We start from the raw sequence: 16,807 nt of genomic DNA on the forward strand, positions 1-16,807 counted from the left end.
ACTCCTCATCGGAGTGGCTGTGAATTCGCAACTACCGGAGCTGAATGCCCGAGCTGCTGACGACGAGATGGCGTCGCGTACCGCGAACCAATTCGTCACCGTCTTGCTGGGGATGGCGGTCGTCGCCCCTTGGCTGCTCCTCGTCATTTCGATCACGTCTGGCAAGTTGTTGTGGCTGACCGTGTTGGATCTGATCGGTACACACGTGGGTCTCTTGGTCATGCTGCGCGGGTACCGCGATGGCAATCGCGCATTGAAGAGGCGAGGGGCAGGGACTCACGCGATGACCCTGTCCCTCTGCCTCGTCGTACTCGCAATCCTGCAGTGACCTAGACGCCAAGAATGAGAAGGGATCTCCTCAGTGGGCCTCATTGTCCTTGCGGTTGGCGTTATCGGCCTTGGGGCCGTAATTGGCGCTGTTGTCGTCTTCGCCGTACTGCGTAGCCGCCGCAACTCTGGTGCCGGTCAGATCAGTCCTGGCGCCGGTATGTACCCCCAGAACATGGGTTACGCGCCGCAGCAGCCGATCCAGCCGATCCATCCGACGGGACAGCAGCCGTATCCCCCGACTCCCTATCCGGGGTACCCCACTCCTCCGGGACAGTAGATCCGATCACAACCCTCGGCGGGACAGCGCAATTTCACAGAAGACCTTGGGTTGAGCAACATGTTCTCTGTCATGAGGGTTTGCCTGGCGCTGATCGGCTTGGGGATGGCAGCACTCGTAGTATGTGCTCTTGCAGCGCCTTCCAAATCAACGCCCCGTTGGGACCTGCTTGTTTGCTGTCTTGTCGCTCTTGCAGGAGCTATCGGTGGCTTCATCGCCCTTCGTCGGAACAGAACCTCAACCCTGGGCACCGGTTCCGGACGCCGGTATTGGTGGCCGGCGCAACGCAGCGCATGGATGGGCTTTGGTCTTTTCCTCACCATCGTGCCGGTCCTTCTCGTGGTCTTCGCGACGTCCACTTACTCCGCCGAAGCGCGGCGCATCACCGATGTCGGCTACGCCATCAGTGAGGTCAAGGTCCATAAGGTCCTCTCGTCCGAGCACTCCACGAACCAGCGGACGCGAAACACCACTTACTCCTCCGAGGTCGAAGTCTCGATCCCATTCGCTACCGGTAGTCGGACTGTCTGAGGCAAGGCCTTTTCAGACGAACCGATGCGTCCTGGCGATGAGGTGTGGGCACTGTACGCACCTTCGGCAGGATCTTTGGGAGTGATTCTTGACAGCGACCGGGGAGCCTTGGAAGAGAAGGCTGGTGGGCCTGCTGGGTTGCCTTTGATCCTCTTGGTGGCTGGGTGGACCGCTTGGTGGCTCTTCTTGGCGTTGGTATGCGGCAGTGTCGGGAGTTCACTTCCGGCATTGAAGACTGGCCGCGTCCGGATGCTAGACGTCTCTGTGGTAGGTGGCGGTGCAGCGAGAACAGAACGGGCCTGAGCTGAGCCGGCCGAATCCTTGCCTGCTCCTCGAAGGACCGGATGGCGCTCGTCTGCGCCTCGTTATCGACCGAGCGGTTAATCCAGTTTCGCTGGCTGCCGGCATTGCTGGGAAAGCCCAGCTCTACTGTGCTCCACGACCTCGTAGTGGGAACCTCGGCTCTGCTAGGCCCCAAGCTGTGCTTGTTGCGTCGGGTCACCGATACGTCCGCGGGTGGGTTGATGGTGATCCTGGTTCCGTGATATCGGATGGCACGGTAGTGCCGGTGTCGAAGGAACTCCCAGGCGGCCGCGAACTACGTGCCATCAGGACCCAGCCGGTCTGGGACCCCGCACTGCACGGCGTTGGATTCGCAGCCCTGCAAGCTGCGCTACTGGCCTTGATGATCACGACTCTGGGGGTAGGTACTGCGGGTACGGCGCTCTTGGCGTCAGTTGCAATCCTTGCCCTTCCTATTGCCTGGATAGTCACGGCTGGCCGCCGCACGAGGCAGCTGACCGAGCTCCTGGTCCAGGATGAGCTTGTTGCCCGGTCCGCTGGCACGAAGTAGCCGATCGGTAAGCAACTCGAGTCCCTTGCCAGTTGAACCTCATTGTGCGGCAAGTACTGACGCGCCGCACCAGAGCATGGGCGGGGTGACCGGAGGGCGGATTCTCTCGTGCTGGGCCTGATCGAGAAGGAAGTGCTGGCAGTTGTTGCCAAGAGGCGCCATTGAGGAGAGCGAATGAGGAGTAACAGCCCCCAATTTCCCCTAAGAACTCGTAACACGATCTTGCTGAGGTCGGTGCGGCCGAGTGCTTCAGTTGGCGCTCGGGCAGTTCAGGTGGCACTTTTGGCGCTGGTCTCGCACGCGCTGCCGGGCCGCAGGAATGGTCACTCGAAGGGGCGGATCACGTGGGCGCAAGCGAGAGACGGGAGCACTGGGAGTTGCTGCCCGGAGCCGGGCTGGGGCCACTGCGGTTCCGGATGAGCCCGGCCGAGGTCGCCGATGCGCTCCGGGTCTCTGAGCCGCAGAAACGGGTGGGCGGTCCCTACGAGCAGGAAGACTTCGCCGACGGGGTGAAGGTGTTCTACGAGGCGGGCGAGTTGGCGTGCATTGCCCTGGATGCGGTCACGGGTCCGCAGGTCTTGCTGGCGGACTTTGCACTGGCCGGCCGCGATCCCGAGCAGGCGCATCAGATCCTCCTTGACTACGCAGCCGAGCACGCGAGTTGCTTGTTGTACACACCCGATGACTCCCTCGCCCTGACCGATCTGGGAGGAGGTCGGTGGCGTGCGGATGTCGCGACCGGTCTTCGTGGGGGAGGACTGGTTGGAGTCGGAGTACCACCGCGATCGCCTTCCTTTGGATGACGTTCCGGCTTCCGATGCATCGCCCTGGCCGTCGTAGATACGCGTGCCGATGCCGCAGCGGGACGGGCGTGACCGGTGTGATGATTCGGCCGTTTGGGAGGAGTGTTCGACCGTGGATTGTGGACGATGGCCTCTGGGCGTTGATCGAGCCGTTGCTGCCGCCCTGGCCGCAGAAGGCCCCCGGTCCCAAGCCGGTGGATGACCGGTTGTGCCTGCGGGGCATCCGGAACGTGCTCTGCAACGACGTCAGCTGGCAACTACTGCCGCTGGAGCTGGGGTTCGGCTCCGGACAGACCTGCTGGCGCCGGCTGGGCCGGTGGCACGAGGCCGACGTCTTCGAGAAGCTGCACTGCATCATGCTCGCCGAGTTACACGCGGCCGATGCCTTGGACTGGACGCGGGTCTGCGTGGATGCCTCCCACATCCGCGCGAAAAAGGGGGCGAAGCCACCGGCCCGTCACCGGTGGACCGCGGGAAGGCGGGCAGTAAACACCATCTGATCTGCGACGGCAGGGGCACCCCGTTCAAGGTCATCACGACCGCGGCCAACGTCAACGACGTCACCCAGACCCTCGCCCTGGTCGACGGCATCCCGCCCGTCGCCGGGAAGCCGGGCCGTCCACGCAGGCGCCCCGACGCGCTTCTGGGCGACGAGGGCTACGACAGCAACCCCAACCGGCGCCAGTTGCGCAGGCGTCGCATCCTGCCGGTGATCTCCCGCAAGGGCGCCCGAACATCAAGGACCTGGGCAAGCTCCGCTACGTTGTTGAGCAGACCTTCGCGCTCCTGCACCACTTCAAGCGCCTGGCCGTCCGCTGGGAAAGACGCCTCGACCTGCACGACGCACTCGTCTCCCTGGCCTGCGGCCTCATCTGCTGGAGACGTCTCAAGAAGGTCCACCCATGATCGTGTTACGAGCTCTTAGCGCCGCACCGCCGTCTCTCGCGATACCTCCATGAGCTCGCCGCCACCAGGGACGGTGAGGACACCGAATCCGCGCGTCCTGGCGCCTCCTGCCTGCCAGACCTCACCGGCGTACCAGGCGCCGTGCTCCAGTTCCTCGGGCCAGTGACGTCGTCGAAGCGGATTCCGCGCGGACATAAGACCAGTCAGCTCTTCGCCTGCGCGGTACTGGAGTTGGACGGGGACACCCATTACGTCCTTGACGCCTGAAGGCCTGTGCGCCGCGGGGATGAGCTGCCAGGGATGCTGCTCGAGCACACGTCGGATGCGCTTCAGGGACCCCATGACGTCGCGGCGCAGATAGATAAGCAACAGGTAGCAGAACGTTACGAGGACGAGGGCTCCAGCGGCCCGATCCTTGGCGATATCGCTTGAGGCATTCGCACTGAACGCGAAGCACACCACCCATGACAGGGCATACAGGGAGTGCCAGACCCAGCCCCCTCTCTTCGCTTTGCGTCGGTCTTTCTCCCATGCCGCTCGGGTTTCAGGGTGGTCGAAAGCACATTTGTGCAGAGGGGCCGACACGTTGGCCGTGCTTCGATCGGCTTGCGTGTCAGGCTTGTCGAAGGGAAGGCCTGCACCGCTCTCTTTCACAAGTTCTCCTCGTATGTGGTTTCGAAAGCTCACGAGACATCGACTACACACAGCAGGGCCTTCGAGAGCTCATATCCGAGCGCGATCGACACACCACTCTACTCGTATATAAGCTGCCGCCCGGCAGGGCAGTGCAAGGGGAAGCCCGCCTGTCTATGTTGTCCTAAATTCTCTCCTTTTGTCGTTATGGGGGTGCTGTATGGGGGACCACTTCAAGGTTGACATCGATCAGTTGGACCAATTCGTCAAGTCACTGCAACAAGCAACGAAGGACCTCGACGACGCCCGTAAGGCGCTTTCGCATGTCCGCAGCGCCGAGATCGGTACATCGCGACTGGACGAGGCCTGTGACTCTTTCCAAGAGAGATGGAAATACGGGTCTGAGCAGTTGAGCGAGATGATCGGCGGCATCAGTGAGGGCGTAAAGGCCAACAAGCTGAGTTATGAGGAATTCGAGGAGAATCTGGAAAAAACGCTGAAGCAGATGGCGGACTCGGCCACTTCAGGTGGCGGGGGGAAGAACTGATGGCCACGAACCCGTATCCGAACCTCGGATGGAATCCGGTTCCCGGCATCCCTGCTGAAGTCGCCGCACTGCAGCGGAAGGTGAAGGCCGCGGCGAACGCGTTGGACAGCTCCCACCGCCAGATCGAGAAGCTGCTCGGCGAGAGCGCGCACTGGGAAGGTGACGCGGCGGACGCTTTCCGGGATGCGCTGGACGGTGAACTGCCGAAGTACATGAGGAACGCGGCGCGTTCGCTCGACAAGGCCGCAGCGTCGCTCGATGACTGGAACGGCGACCTCTCCTCTCACCGCGACCTGGCGAAGAAGTACGACGAGGAGGCCGGCGAGAAGAAGTCCGCCGCCGAGAAGGCGAAGCAGCACCATGACGAGGCCGCCAAGCACCCCGACCTCCAATTGGCCGGGAAGGAGTATCCCAGTCAACAGGAGGCCGACGCCGCGACAGCGCGCCTGCGCGCGGCCGAGCGTTCGCTGAACGAGGCGACCACTCAGCTCAACAACGCCAACCAGGCGTACGAGGACGTCCTCACCAAGGCCCGCACCCTTGAAAGCGAGAACAAGGAAAAGGCCGAAAGCGTCGCCAAGAAACTTGACGAGGCGGACGACAACCTGGCGCCCAAGGAGCCGGGGTGGTTCAGCAAGACCCTTGAGAGCATCGGGGAATTCCTCAAGAACGTGGGTCAGGCGCTCTTGGACCACGCCGGAACGATCGGCGCCATCGCCGGTCTCCTGGCGCTCTTCCCCACCCCTCTTGCTCCCGCCTTCGCCGCCATTGCCATCGTGGCCAGCGCTGCCGCGCTGAGCAAGAATCTCGCGAGCGAGGACTTCAGGGACTCGCTCATGGGGGAGCACGGGTGGAAAGCGGGTCTGACCGCATGGGGTTCCGTCGTCGGCGACACCCTCGGCGTCGTACCTGGAGTCGGCATCCTGGCCCGGGCGGGAAGTGAGGTGGGCCTGGCGGCAGCGGTTGCCAGGGAGGGCGGTGAGGCCATGTCGCTGGGTTCGAAGGTCACTTCCTTCGCGACCGAAGTGAAGGCCGTCAACTGGGACAGGGCCATGGATGTCGCCACTGCCCCCAGCAAGGTGCGTGACTGGGCGTTGAACGGTGTCAACGCGACCGCGAACGTCGTCTCCTCGGCGGAGACCGTCGGGTTGCTTCCGGAAGACGGCATCGGCCACGACTCCACGGAGGCCACCAAGGCGGGCGTGGCCCTCTCCGGCGCGGCGGGCACGCTCGGGACCTTCGGCACCGACATCGCTGAACTCGCAGGGAGTATCCGGCTGTGAACAACCACTTCGGCGTCGCGGCAACGGACACCAGGCCGAAGCCGAATTTTTGGTACGGGCTCCCCCATGGGTATCTGGAATTGGACCTCAACCCCACGGAGGAGGGAGTTGCAGAACTGGCCCGACAGATCAACGGACTTCCCGAGGAAGCCCGTGAGCGGGCCGACCAGACATTCCGCCTGTACGCCATGACCGTGATGCTGCTACAGAAGCAGCCGGTGGCTGTCTGTGCCCTCGGTATGCACCCGGACGACAACGGAGAGGCTTCGCTGTCGGTCCTCACGATTTCAGCCTTCCCCTCCGAGGGAGCGAACCCTACGCGCGTCCTCGCCGGCATGGTGACCGGCAATGCGGGAGGGAACGCGAGCAACGGCATGCAACCCATCGAACTTCCCGTTGGTATCGGCTTCTTGACCGAGCAGGTACGTAAAACGGTGGCACCTGGCGCTCCCCCCGAAGGGCAGAAGGAACCCTTGGAGGGTTCGGTCTGGCAGGGAACCGTGGCGGTACCGGAGCCCCGTACGTCGTCGATCATCACCGTGCAGCTGGTGACCTCGGCGGTCGAACTCGCGGATGACTACCGTTCGGTGCTGCTCGGCACAGCCCGCACGCTGTCGTTCACGGATCCGACAGCCGAAGGGGAACAAGGGCACGGGCCGGTGGTTCCCGGTTCCGCCGCGGAAGCTATGAAGTCCGACTTCGGGTAGTCGCGGGAAGGCGCAAGGACCGCCGTGCGTGAGGAGACTCGGGTGCCCTGCGAGCTCAACACTCCATGCGGTTGACTCCAGCTGCCGGTTGAGGCTGGCCAGAAAGGCGCAACCAAGGCCCGCAGCCTCAGCGCACGGTGTCGGCGGTGCGATCCCGGTGTCCCTCGACGTCGGGGAAGCCACAGTGGCCCGGTTCGCGTTGCGTCTCGCCGAGCCACAGCTGCGGTGCGTGCTGCCGGATCGCCTCAACCAGGGGCTCCCGATGCCGGGCGTATTCGCCGTTGGTCGGGATGCGATAACGCAGACGCGGGAGGCCGGGGCGAATGGGTTCTTCGTCACGGACCAGGACCCACAGGACTCGGTCGTCGCGGTCGATCGGGCCGCTCGGGCACAGCTCGATCGAGTACTGCCTGCGACCCCGGTTGCCGGTCTCGCTCCAATGGACGGCAACCCCGGCGAGGGTGTCCCACCGGATGACACTCTCCCCATTGCGGGCGCGTAGCCACAGCCCCGCTTCATCGACGCTCATGGCCAGATGCCGAAATGAGAGGGCCGAGCGGAAGATCTTGAAGCCCGAGTAGCCAATGGTCGCGAAGAGCAGCGCCACAAGTCCCGTTGGCTGGGGGGCGTTGCCGTTAAGCCCCGCTGTGATGACCACTGCGAGGACCACGAAGAAGGCACCCATCACCATGAGAACCCCACCAAGGACGAACCCTTGCCGGGCGACTCTACGGCCGTAGGGGATGACTGTGGCGGTGGAGGCGGGACCATGCGGAGGGAACGTCGGCATGATCCGAGAGTCTATGCAGGTTCCCGTGCCCGCGTACGACGAGATCATCGGTATTCGCCCTACGCCCGACACGAACGACTTCGGCTGACTCCCACTCCTGCCTGATCGCTTCAGCTCCACCGGCGTGGCGTCCCTGAGTCGTCCCGAGACGATCGTCAGCAGGATTCGGTTCATCGCTGAGCGTGGGTCGCCCGCGGCTAAACACTTGCTTTCGGTCTCATGGCGGAAGCGGCTGCAGCGGCCGTAGCCAGGGGGTCGCGGGCTGGGCGGTCAAGGAGGTCTGCGAGGTCTGGGGCGGTGCCGCCCAGGAAGCCCTGTCGGATGCCCGTGGCGATCGAGGCGAGCATGGGCGGCTGGAACGGCAGCAGTCCTGGCGTCTCGTCGAGGAGCCTGCGCCGGTACTCGCCCAGGCTTATGGTGCGGTGCGGGACCCCGAGCCGTTCGGCTACCTGGTCGGCCGTGATCGGCGTGCCGACGAGGTCGTAGACGCGCCCGCTGTGCCGTGCCGGAGCCGCCGCAACGATCGCCGCGGCCTCGGCGAGATCCTCCCGCGCGACCGCCGCCAGGGCGCCGTCCCCGAACGCGGACTCCATGCCGCTTTCCGTCCACATCAGCAGGCCGCCGAAGAGTTCGGCGTACAGGCCGTTGCGCAGGATCGTCCACGGCAAGCCGCTTGCCTGCAGCAGGCGTTCGGTCGCACGGTGTGCGAGGGCGAAACCGAGATGGTCGCCGGCACCGGTCAGGCTCGTGTAGACGACGTGGCGGACGCCATCGCGGACGGCGGCGTCCAGGACCGCCGCGTGCCGCTCGACGACCTGGTCGTCCTCGGCGTAGCCGGCGGAGATCAGCACCAGGGTCGATACACCGGCGAGATCGAGGCTCATGGGGTCGTCGAAGTCGAGGCGCCGCATCCCCTCGCCCGATGTGCGGCTGCCGCCCGTCGCGACCACGCCGCGGGCGCGCAGCGCCGCAAGAGTGGCCGAGCCGAGATTCCCGTTCGCGCCGGTCACCAAGATCATGTCAATCACAGTCTTCCGTCGGGGATTCGTTCCTGGAATCCGTCGTAGTTTCCGTCGTGGTTCTCATCGGTAACTACGCTTGATCCTCGACCGGCGTCCATCGGCCAACAAGAAGGCAGTTTGATGTCACTCACGCACACCGGAGTAACCAACACCCCTGCCGACCTTGAGCCTTGCGGGCGTGAGGACCACCCCGACTGTGGGATCCGCGACGTCCAGGACCGCATCGGGGACAAGTGGTCGGTGCTCGTGATCGTCGAACTCGCCGGCGGGCCACGTCGGTTCCGCGAACTACAGCGCGCCATCGACGGCATCTCGCAGCGCATGCTCACCCTCACCGTGCGCAGGCTCGAACGGGACGGCCTCGTGCTGCGCACGGTGTACCCGACCGTCCCGGCCCAGGTCGACTACCGCCTGACCGAGACCGGGGCCGGCCTGACCCACCTGGTCAAGGCACTCACGGACTGGTCCCTTGCCCACCGTGCCGTCATCGCCGAGGCACGCCGCGCCTACGACCGGGACCACCCCGGCCACGACATTCGCTGACGAGCGCCGCCATCGCCGTATCACCGGGCAGCAGTTGAGGACACGCTGTCAGCAGTCCGATGTCCCGCAACAGCTAGGGGGTCGGCTGCGCGACCATCGCGATCCAGCTCAGGATGCCGACGGGGATGGCAACGACGACGGAGTAGCCCACTCGGTCGGCGATCTTCTGGCGTCGTGACGGCTCCCGGCGGTGTGCCTCGCGGCGTTGGGCCTGCCCGCGCGGCTTGATCGCCTGGTACGCGAGGGCCGCGAGGACGACCACGCAGATCGAGACCTGCCAGAGCTCGCCCACGACGCCCCAGAACCCGACCCGTTGGATCGTCTCCGGTTCGATGCCCTGTCGGGCGTCGAACTCGGTGCCGTCCGGGTAGTCGCGCCCGGTGTCCTCGAGAGGCATGTAGTAGGCGTCGTCAGCGGTCCCGCTATCCGGTGTGAAGTCCCCGTGGCAGTCGTAATCGGAGTTCTTCCGGCTGTAGTTGGTGTCGTAGCAGCGCTCCACCTTGTACGTGCCCGGGGTGCCGTAGATGCCGGCGGACAGGGCGAGGTCGGCGGTCGCGGTGACGCACCAGAAGGTGGTGACGAGGGCGAGGAGGATGCCGCAGACCCACCCGAGGACGCGTTTCATCCGACCACCAATCCGCTCGGCTCCTTGAGCTCCAACAGCCCCGAGATTCCGGCCCGTTCGGCAAGAGCCCTGCGCTGCGGATCCGCCTGCGCGCGCTCCTGGTCGTACTTCGCCCAGGGCGCGGGCTGCACGAAGAGCATGGCATTGCTCCCCGCCACGACCATGACGCCACCGAAAGCCGGGTCACCTGCGAACCAGGCGCCACCCTCCTCGGCCCCCTTCGGCCAGCGGCGCACCGTCGAGGCATTGACCGCACGCAGCGAAGGGGCACCGTGCTGCCCACGCACCGAGAGCCGAACGGTGTGCACATCGCCCATGTACTTCCACTCGGAGCCCTTCTAGGACACCCGCGTGCGGTACTCCAGGGGATAGGTACGCAGCACCTTCTCGCACACGCTGAGCCGCGACCCGCGACCCAGCCGGAGCGCCAGGAAGATCAGCACGAACATGCCGGCTGGGATGCCGAACGCAGGCAGGGCGGCGTCGTACCCGATCCCGTGCGCCACGAACGGCACCGCGAGAAGGCCCGCGGCGAGTGCGAGGCGCGCGGCTATGTGCTGGTACAGCAGGGTGCGGTTGTGCCTGAGCACCTGCGCAACGTCGGGTGCCTCGGGTGGACTGTCCATGAGGTGCTCCGTTCCTGTCTGAAGTCGTTGCGCAACCCGCCCAGGCCGAATCCGCTCGCGGCTCGTCCGGTGTCGGCGCCGGCTTTGCCGGATCGGCGAACGTCGGCGACCGCGGTGCGCGACGCCCCTCACGGCACGGTATTCACCGACTCCGAAGCCCAGCTCGGTGTGTTCCGAACCCTCTTCCGTAGGGTGGAGGCAGTGTCACTCGAACCCAAGCGGTCTCGTGACCTCATCCACAGGCTGGCGAAAGAGCTGTGAGGCGCCCATGGCCACTCCCGAGAACTGGCAGAAGTCGTCCTATTCCGGCAGCGGCGATGGCAACGCCTGCGTAGAGATAGCGAACCGGCACACCCGAGTCGCGATACGCGACTCGAAAGCCCCGGCCCAGGGCACGCTCTTCTTCCCGGCCGGGGCCTTCACGGCGTTCATCAGCAACCTCAAAGCGGACATCGATGGTGACATCGGAGGCCGCTAGCGTGTTGAATTTTGTTGGCTGGCCACGTGATTTCGATGTCGTGGGCAGTTTGGACACGATCAGGACTTCGGCTTGAGTCCCCGGTATGTCGGCCGGCATACCGGGCGCGCGCCGGTGGAGGGCACGTCGGACGGATTGGGGCCGAAGACGGACCGCTCGCACAGTCATCGCTCACGGTTGTGGCGTCCCTCCGGCAAGAAGTTGATGCCGCGATTGTTGTTGTTGGCATGCGCCGCCCTTTTGCTCTATGCGGCCTGGGGACTGGTCCAATCCATTGACGATCTCGATGACCCGCCGGACGGCGACTGGCTGTGTTCGGGGCAGTCGATGACCTGCGAGCCCTGACCATTCAGCGAGGTCCGACGTCGAGACCTACGGAATAGAACCCATCGGTTTTGCCGAGGCGCACTTCCGGGAGCGCACAGCCGGTGCCAAGCCGGAAGTGGTGCGTCGTCAGGAACCGCAGTCGCGGCCGGCGTCGCACTGCCAGCCCGAGAAGCCGCCTTCGCGGGGATGGTCGATGTCGTGGTCGAACTGGAGGAACCCCCAGGCCACCCAGGCGATGAAGGCGATGCAGAGGGCGAGTCCAGCCCACAAGGCCAGCTTCTTCAGAAGGGCGCCGTGACTCGCGCCGTCCTCGTGGGTGCCAGGGTCGGCCCCCGGCTTGCCTCCGTCGTTCCTGTTCCGTGCGTCGTCCGGGAGTGCGGGACGGGTGCTCTTGGACGACTCTGGCCGCGGCTGTCCGGCCGGTGTGTGCCGGCCCTTCATGAGCGGGCCGTCATCTCGTCGGAGGAACCGGACACGTCGAAGTCCTGGGCCATGCCGGAGCTGTGGAGGTGGGCGATGTCGGCCTGTTCCAGATCCATGCCGAATGGCCCCGGCCCGCCGCCGGACACTGTGGCGCGGTGCTCGCTGGGGATACCCCAGTCGTAACGCTTCTTGACCTCGACGTGGTAGGTGATCTGGTCGCCCTCCTTCTCCCCGACGAGACGGTACTGGAAGTGGTTGAGCGCGTAGTACCACTCCATGCTGCGGTCGCCGTCCGCGGGATCGGGGGCGGTGGAGGACCACTCGGTGGTGAACGGCCCGTCCCCGCGCTTGCGGACGTCGTTCGCCAGCGTGCCGTCGACGTCCTTCCGGAAGGCGGGGATCTCGTCCATCATCTGCTGCGGTTCGACCTCGACGGGTCTTCCGCTGCCGTCCAGGTAGTGCTGCACCAGGCCGGCGGCGGTCGGCCAGCCCTTCATGGTGGCGAAGTAGGCGGCGACGTTGTTGAGCTGGTTGTAGACCTGACGGTCCTTGGCGGTTGGCTCCACGATGTTGAACTTGCGGTTCTCGGACTCGAAGTTGCCGACGGTACCGAAGATCACCTTGAGGCTCTTCGTCAGCCAGTCGTCGTCCTCGGCGGCGTCGTCGAGCAGCGTGCGCACCCGCGTCTCCAGCGAGTCGGCGGTCATCCTGCGCTCGTCGAGCATCTTCCGGGACTCCGGGTCGTTCGGGTCGTACATCACCGACCACTCCACCGTGCCGGAGTCGGTGATCGTCATTCCTTCGTCCAGCGCCTCCCGCTGGAGGTTCTCGGCGCGCAGCTTCAGCCCTGCAAGACCCTTCACCCCGCCGCGGCCGGTGGCGCCGTCGGCCTCCGTGTCCAGGAACTTCCGCAGCGCTGTGACCTCCTTGTCGAGCGCGTCGATGTCCATCTGGACGCGGTCGCAGTAGTCCTGCGCAGCGCGGCCGCCCTCGCCTTGCCAGTGATCCTCATGGAGGGGTTTCACCACGTCATCGTGGAACCCCGTCCGGGCCTCCGTCAGCTTCCGGTGGACTGTCAGCCACTCGTCGGCGAATGTCTCCAGTCCTGCGACGTCGAGTTGCAGCAGTGCGGTGAAGCCGGGCATGTCCTGTCCCCAGTGTGCCGGTGCGGTCGATGATTCTCAGGAGAACTGGGAGGCGGTGCGCGTCTCGTTCGCGTCGTAGGCGTCCGCGCTGAGGCGGAAGTTGGCCGCTGCCTGGTCGAGGCGCTGTACGACGTGCCTGTTCAGCGCCTCCCAGCGGCCCTGGAGTTCGTCGAGACTGCCGACGAAACTCCAGCCGTCGGCCGCGCGGGCCAGACCCGTGCTCGCGTCGTCGGCCACACCCCGTGTCTTGCGGATGATCTCGGACGCCGTCTCGCATTCGTCGGCCCGCTTGCGCAGGAACGACGAGGTGACGCCAAGGTCCGGATCGGAACCCCACGGCGCCGGCGGGATCGGGCTGGGGTTCGGCGACGGCGACGGTTCCGGGCTGGGGCCCCCACCGTCCGACCCTGGTTCGGACGGCGACGGGCTCGGGGTGGGGCCGGGAGTGGGGCCCGGCGAGGGCTCCGCGGTTATCGCGTAGGCCGCCCTGGGATCCACGGGCTCGCTCATTTTCCTCTCCCCTGGCCGTCCGCAAGTACTTCCCCCGTGGAGCACGACGACGGCCCACCCGGAAATGTACAGGACAAGCAATCGGCAGGAAGGAGCCGTACGAGTCGGCCAGGACCCGCGCTGCCGTCCAACGACGACTGAGGCAGCCTGATGGGGCCGCAGGGTCACTCACTACGCAGCCTTTGATCACAGTTTCTGCACGGGAGCCCCATGGCAGCCGGTAAGGGCTGCGTAAGTAAAGGTCATAGGGTGTTGTGTGACTTAAGGGGAGGGTGAGTCGGGCAGTGCGAGTGCCGCTCAAAGAGCCTGCACGCATCGCCCATTGAGGGCCTGGGTGAGTCACCCGTCCTCTGCCACGTGTGGCCGGACACATCGTGCCCCTCATCAGAATGTCCGCGTGAGAGGTTGTCATGTCCTATTCGACGCCGCCGGGAGGGCCGGGGAATGCCGGCCCGTACGGGGCACCGGTCCAGCAGCAAGGGTGGTACGCGCCGCCCCCGCCACCGCCCGACAACTCCGGCGAGGGCAAGGGGCTGAAGCGCGTCGTCATCGGTCTGCTGGTGCTGGCTGTGGTGGCCGTGTTCGCTGTCGGCGGGCTGGCGCTGTACAAGGCGGCCGGCGGCGGTTCGCTACCCGGCGCCCAGGGCGGTAGCGATGAAGAGCAGCAGATCCTGAGCTCGGCTGAGATCAGCACGTTGCTCAACGGCCGTACGAATGCCTTGAAGAGCGGAGACGAGGACGAGTTCCTCAAGCCCTTCGTCGGCGCGGCAAAGGACAAGCAGCGCGAGATCTTCAAGAATCTCCGGAAGATTCCGTTCGCGGAGAGCAAGTACATGGTCCTGAAGCAGACCGGCGACGGCTCGGACGAGTGGGGCTCCGATGTGAGGCTCACGCTGGATGTCGCCTTCGTGCACCAGATCAAGGGCGTTGATGTCCGGCCGGTCTCCGAGTGGTATCGGTGGACGGTCGAGAAGGAGTCCGAGTCGGCCGAGCCGCGCATCAGTGAAGTGGGGGGATCTCCGGGCGCGGCCGCCTTGGCCAACGCGGTCTTCTATCCGGCCCCTTGGGACCTCTACGACGACATGTACGTCAAGCGCCAGGCGCACACCATCACGATCTCGGCCAAGAAGAACGCTGCCGACGCAGACCGTTTCGCGCCCATCGTCGAGGAAAGCGCCAAGAAGGATCTCGGGCTGTGGGGGGCGAATACATCGTCGGTTCCCAATACCCCGGAGGGCTTCCTCGTCGTCCTCGAGCCAGACCGTAAGACGTACACGAAGCTGTACAACAACGATGCTGACGACCTGGGGTGGGACGCTGGAGAGAGCGTACCCATGCCTGCCTTCAACGTTGGTAACAGCAGCGACGACGACCGGCTCGAATACGGCGGCGCGCGCATCAAGATGGACACCTCTACGAGCCGGTTCACGTCATCGGCATGGCAGGCGGGTGTCGGAGACATCTCCCGGCATGAGATCGCGCACGCTCTCATTCAGCCGCAGGACCCCGGCGCATACGGCAACGATGAGAAGACGAGCATCCGGGCGTGGGTGGTCGAGGGGTTTGCGGAGTACGTTTCCCACCGCTTCGACCGGGCTCAAGGCGACGAGCGGGTGCGCGGTGATCTGGTGGGCGAGGAGTTCGATGGCCAGCTGCCTGGTCAGGACTTCGAGGCGGACAACACGGTCGGCGCGAACTACGCCCTCAGCTATCTGGCCATGCGTTTCCTTGGCGAGAAGGGCGGCGAGGAAGCGCTCTTCGACTTCGTTGTGGATCACTACCGCACGCCCACGAACCTCGATCAGCAGCTGCAGAAGGCAGTCGGCATGAACGAGAGCGAATTCGAGACCGCATGGGCCCAGTACGTCAGGAGCAACATCTGATGAGCACCAACGGACCTGTGCCAGGTTCCGGTCCCTACGGACAGCAGCCTGCTCCGCCGCCGCAACCTCCCATGCCGCCCCAGCAGGGCCATCTGCCGCCGCAGGGGTACGGCTATCCGCAGCAGTCACCCGCGGCACCGCACGGACAGCCGGGCTACGGCTACCCCCAGCAGCCGTCGCCGCCGTATCCGATGGCTCCGCAGCAGGGCTATGGCCAGCCGGGCTACGGTCAGCCGGGCCATCCACAGCAGTACCCCGGCGCGCCCGTTCCCGCTGCGCAGCCACGAAAGAAGAAGACCGGGCTGATCGTCCTGCTCGTTGTCGCACTCGTCGTGCTCGGTGGGGCCGGCGGGGCCGCTTGGTACGTGATGGTGGGCTCCGCCACGCAGCCACTGTGGAGCGTGCCGTCGAAGGCGGAGTGGTCCTTGGGCGAGCAGGAGGTGGACGGCACCTGGTTCACCGACAAGGCTGTGGTGCAGACGCTGGCCGGTGGTGTGAAGGCATACGACCGTGACACCGGAAAGCAGTTGTGGGCCACGCCGCTGCCCGGCGCGGGTAACCAAGCCTGCGTCGCGCCCTCTGTCTCCGATGGCGGGGTCGGCGTAGTTGCTTACGGCGCCTCGGGTATGGGCGGAGCCCACGGCCAGTGCGACCACGTGGCTGCGTACGACCTCAACTCCGGCAAGGAACTGTGGCACCGGGCCTTCAAGGTGAAGGACGAGTTCAAGACCGGCAAGGAACTGGCAGTGGCTCGTGCCGGCGAGACAGCCGTGATCACCACGGACAAGGAGCAGGTGGCGCTGAAGGCGGCTGACGGCACGAAGGCCTGGGACGTCAAGAAGGTAGTGCCCAGTGGTTGCAACGCCGGCACCTACACCGGCGGCAAGAACCTGATCCGCACGACGTGGTGCCGCCAGGGAGACGAATTCACCGGGAAGTCGTGGACCGAGGCATCACTCGTCGACCCGGCCACCGGCAAGGCGCAGTGGACGAAGCGATTCGGGGAGAATGAAGCGGAGATCGCCCTTTCCACTTCCCCGCTCGTCCTCAGCGGAGAGAAGGGGGCTTTCGCGCTCGACGAGGAGTCCGGTGAGCGGCGCGGCAAGTTCCAGGGGATGACGGAGAAGTACTTCGTCTTCCCGGGGGAAGACGGAAGCCCGATGCGGCAGGTCGCTGGTTTCGGGAACATCCTCCTCATGGGGATGGGCGAGCGGGACAATGCCGACGGGGAGTCGAATACCCTCGTTGCTTACGACCTGGACACCGGCAAGGAACTGTGGAAGGCGCCGGCTGGAAACACCATTCATTACATTCCGCTGAGGGACACGGGCAGCGAGCGTCTCTTGGCGTACGTCAACGAGGGCGCAGAGAAGCCGAAGCTGGTGGAGTTCAACTCCAAGGACGGCGCGATGACGACAGTCGCCGAATATCCGAAAGAGGTGAACACGAACATGAGTGGCGGTGAGTGGCCCTTCTGGCACGACGGCGTCCTTTACGTCACCACAGTCGGCGCCAGTGTCAGCGGCGATTCCTACGCCCTCGTGGCATTGCCCACGGCTTCTTAG

20 protein-coding genes and 2 pseudogenes are annotated in these 16,807 nt (G+C 65.3%); 12 read left to right on the forward strand and 10 right to left on the reverse strand.

The features are described from left to right. Positions 1 to 13: 13 nt before the first annotated feature. Positions 14 to 328, forward strand: coding sequence for a hypothetical protein (locus tag EHO50_RS35025; protein WP_128435264.1), 315 nt, complete (start codon positions 14 to 16; stop codon positions 326 to 328). A gap of 30 nt (positions 329 to 358) precedes the next feature. Here EHO50_RS35025 and EHO50_RS35030 read toward each other — a convergent pair whose 3' ends face one another. Then, positions 359 to 541, reverse strand: a complete 183-nt coding sequence (locus EHO50_RS35030) for a hypothetical protein (RefSeq protein WP_128435265.1) — start codon at positions 539 to 541, stop codon at positions 359 to 361. Between the two features lie 117 nt (positions 542 to 658). Between EHO50_RS35030 and EHO50_RS35035 the strand changes: the two genes are divergently transcribed. The 3 genes and pseudogenes from EHO50_RS35035 (at position 659) to EHO50_RS35045 (ending at position 3,700) form a co-directional block, all read left to right on the forward strand. After that, positions 659 to 1,138 (forward strand): hypothetical protein, encoded by a 480-nt coding sequence (locus tag EHO50_RS35035; protein WP_128435266.1) that lies wholly within the window; start codon positions 659 to 661, stop codon positions 1,136 to 1,138. Between the two features lie 1,197 nt (positions 1,139 to 2,335). Beyond that, on the forward strand, positions 2,336 to 2,794 hold the full coding sequence (locus EHO50_RS35040) for a hypothetical protein (protein ID WP_246101699.1): 459 nt from the start codon (positions 2,336 to 2,338) through the stop codon (positions 2,792 to 2,794). Positions 2,795 to 2,874: 80 nt separating this feature from the next. Beyond that, a pseudogene (locus EHO50_RS35045) lies at positions 2,875 to 3,700 on the forward strand (IS5 family transposase). A gap of 15 nt (positions 3,701 to 3,715) precedes the next feature. Here the strand turns inward: EHO50_RS35045 and EHO50_RS35050 are convergent. Beyond that, the gene (locus EHO50_RS35050) at positions 3,716 to 4,354 is read right to left on the reverse strand and encodes a hypothetical protein (protein WP_128435267.1); all 639 of its coding nucleotides are present in this window, start codon (positions 4,352 to 4,354) and stop codon (positions 3,716 to 3,718) included. A 199-nt stretch (positions 4,355 to 4,553) separates the two neighbouring features. On the opposite strand from EHO50_RS35050, the gene EHO50_RS35055 reads away from it, so the two are divergent. From EHO50_RS35055 to EHO50_RS35065, 3 genes are read left to right on the forward strand one after another with little or no spacing between them, the layout of a single operon-like run. Continuing rightward, complete coding sequence (locus EHO50_RS35055) at positions 4,554 to 4,880, forward strand: hypothetical protein (protein WP_128435268.1); 327 nt, start codon at positions 4,554 to 4,556, stop codon at positions 4,878 to 4,880. Then, complete coding sequence (locus EHO50_RS35060) at positions 4,880 to 6,163, forward strand: putative T7SS-secreted protein (protein WP_181449742.1); 1,284 nt, start codon at positions 4,880 to 4,882, stop codon at positions 6,161 to 6,163. The genes EHO50_RS35055 and EHO50_RS35060 overlap by 1 nt, the downstream gene beginning before the upstream one ends. Further along, positions 6,160 to 6,870 carry a hypothetical protein gene (locus EHO50_RS35065; RefSeq protein ID WP_128435269.1) on the forward strand — a complete coding sequence of 237 codons (711 nt, stop codon included), beginning with the start codon at positions 6,160 to 6,162 and terminating at the stop codon, positions 6,868 to 6,870. The genes EHO50_RS35060 and EHO50_RS35065 overlap by 4 nt, the downstream gene beginning before the upstream one ends. A 127-nt stretch (positions 6,871 to 6,997) precedes the next feature. Here the strand turns inward: EHO50_RS35065 and EHO50_RS35070 are convergent, their stop codons facing one another. Next, positions 6,998 to 7,561, reverse strand: a complete 564-nt coding sequence (locus EHO50_RS35070) for a hypothetical protein (protein WP_246101701.1) — start codon at positions 7,559 to 7,561, stop codon at positions 6,998 to 7,000. A 296-nt stretch (positions 7,562 to 7,857) separates the two neighbouring features. After that, positions 7,858 to 8,679 carry an NAD(P)H-binding protein gene (locus EHO50_RS35075; RefSeq protein ID WP_128435271.1) on the reverse strand — a complete coding sequence of 274 codons (822 nt, stop codon included), beginning with the start codon at positions 8,677 to 8,679 and terminating at the stop codon, positions 7,858 to 7,860. A gap of 123 nt (positions 8,680 to 8,802) precedes the next feature. Between EHO50_RS35075 and EHO50_RS35080 the strand changes: the two genes are divergently transcribed. Continuing rightward, positions 8,803 to 9,225 (forward strand): winged helix-turn-helix transcriptional regulator, encoded by a 423-nt coding sequence (locus EHO50_RS35080; protein ID WP_128435272.1) that lies wholly within the window; start codon positions 8,803 to 8,805, stop codon positions 9,223 to 9,225. 73 nt (positions 9,226 to 9,298) lie between these two features. Here EHO50_RS35080 and EHO50_RS35085 read toward each other — a convergent pair whose 3' ends face one another. The 3 genes from EHO50_RS35085 to EHO50_RS35095 are packed head-to-tail and all read right to left on the reverse strand — an operon-like array spanning position 9,299 to position 10,476. Continuing rightward, positions 9,299 to 9,850: a hypothetical protein gene (locus EHO50_RS35085; RefSeq protein ID WP_128435273.1), complete on the reverse strand. Its 552-nt coding sequence runs from the start codon at positions 9,848 to 9,850 to the stop codon at positions 9,299 to 9,301. After that, positions 9,847 to 10,167 (reverse strand): hypothetical protein, encoded by a 321-nt coding sequence (locus EHO50_RS35090; protein ID WP_128435274.1) that lies wholly within the window; start codon positions 10,165 to 10,167, stop codon positions 9,847 to 9,849. Before EHO50_RS35090 ends, EHO50_RS35085 begins: the two co-directional genes overlap by 4 nt. Before the next feature lie 21 nt (positions 10,168 to 10,188). Next, positions 10,189 to 10,476: a hypothetical protein gene (locus tag EHO50_RS35095; RefSeq protein ID WP_128435275.1), complete on the reverse strand. Its 288-nt coding sequence runs from the start codon at positions 10,474 to 10,476 to the stop codon at positions 10,189 to 10,191. A 108-nt stretch (positions 10,477 to 10,584) separates the two neighbouring features. Here EHO50_RS35095 and EHO50_RS45410 point away from each other — a divergent pair. Both EHO50_RS45410 and EHO50_RS35105 read left to right on the forward strand, forming a co-directional pair. Next, positions 10,585 to 10,737, forward strand: a pseudogene (locus tag EHO50_RS45410) (transcriptional regulator); the annotation flags it as partial. A 7-nt stretch (positions 10,738 to 10,744) separates the two neighbouring features. After that, the gene (locus EHO50_RS35105) at positions 10,745 to 10,954 is read left to right on the forward strand and encodes a DUF397 domain-containing protein (protein ID WP_128435276.1); all 210 of its coding nucleotides are present in this window, start codon (positions 10,745 to 10,747) and stop codon (positions 10,952 to 10,954) included. Positions 10,955 to 11,407: 453 nt separating this feature from the next. Here EHO50_RS35105 and EHO50_RS35110 read toward each other — a convergent pair whose 3' ends face one another. From EHO50_RS35110 to EHO50_RS35120, 3 genes are read right to left on the reverse strand one after another with little or no spacing between them, the layout of a single operon-like run. Further along, entirely contained in the window at positions 11,408 to 11,722 is a 315-nt protein-coding gene (locus tag EHO50_RS35110) for a hypothetical protein (protein WP_128435277.1), read from the reverse strand. Next, complete coding sequence (locus EHO50_RS35115; protein WP_128435278.1) at positions 11,719 to 12,849, reverse strand: hypothetical protein; 1,131 nt, start codon at positions 12,847 to 12,849, stop codon at positions 11,719 to 11,721. Before EHO50_RS35115 ends, EHO50_RS35110 begins: the two co-directional genes overlap by 4 nt. Before the next feature lie 36 nt (positions 12,850 to 12,885). Beyond that, positions 12,886 to 13,359, reverse strand: coding sequence for a hypothetical protein (locus EHO50_RS35120; protein ID WP_128435279.1), 474 nt, complete (start codon positions 13,357 to 13,359; stop codon positions 12,886 to 12,888). 410 nt (positions 13,360 to 13,769) lie between these two features. Between EHO50_RS35120 and EHO50_RS35125 the strand changes: the two genes are divergently transcribed. Then, positions 13,770 to 15,242: a hypothetical protein gene (locus EHO50_RS35125; protein ID WP_128435280.1), complete on the forward strand. Its 1,473-nt coding sequence runs from the start codon at positions 13,770 to 13,772 to the stop codon at positions 15,240 to 15,242. Then, on the forward strand, positions 15,242 to 16,807 hold the full coding sequence (locus EHO50_RS35130; RefSeq protein WP_164905036.1) for an outer membrane protein assembly factor BamB family protein: 1,566 nt from the start codon (positions 15,242 to 15,244) through the stop codon (positions 16,805 to 16,807). Before EHO50_RS35125 ends, EHO50_RS35130 begins: the two co-directional genes overlap by 1 nt.

Origin of the sequence: Streptomyces cyaneus, from assembly GCF_004028635.1 — a bacterium.
Classification (GTDB): domain Bacteria; phylum Actinomycetota; class Actinomycetes; order Streptomycetales; family Streptomycetaceae; genus Streptomyces; species Streptomyces cyaneus.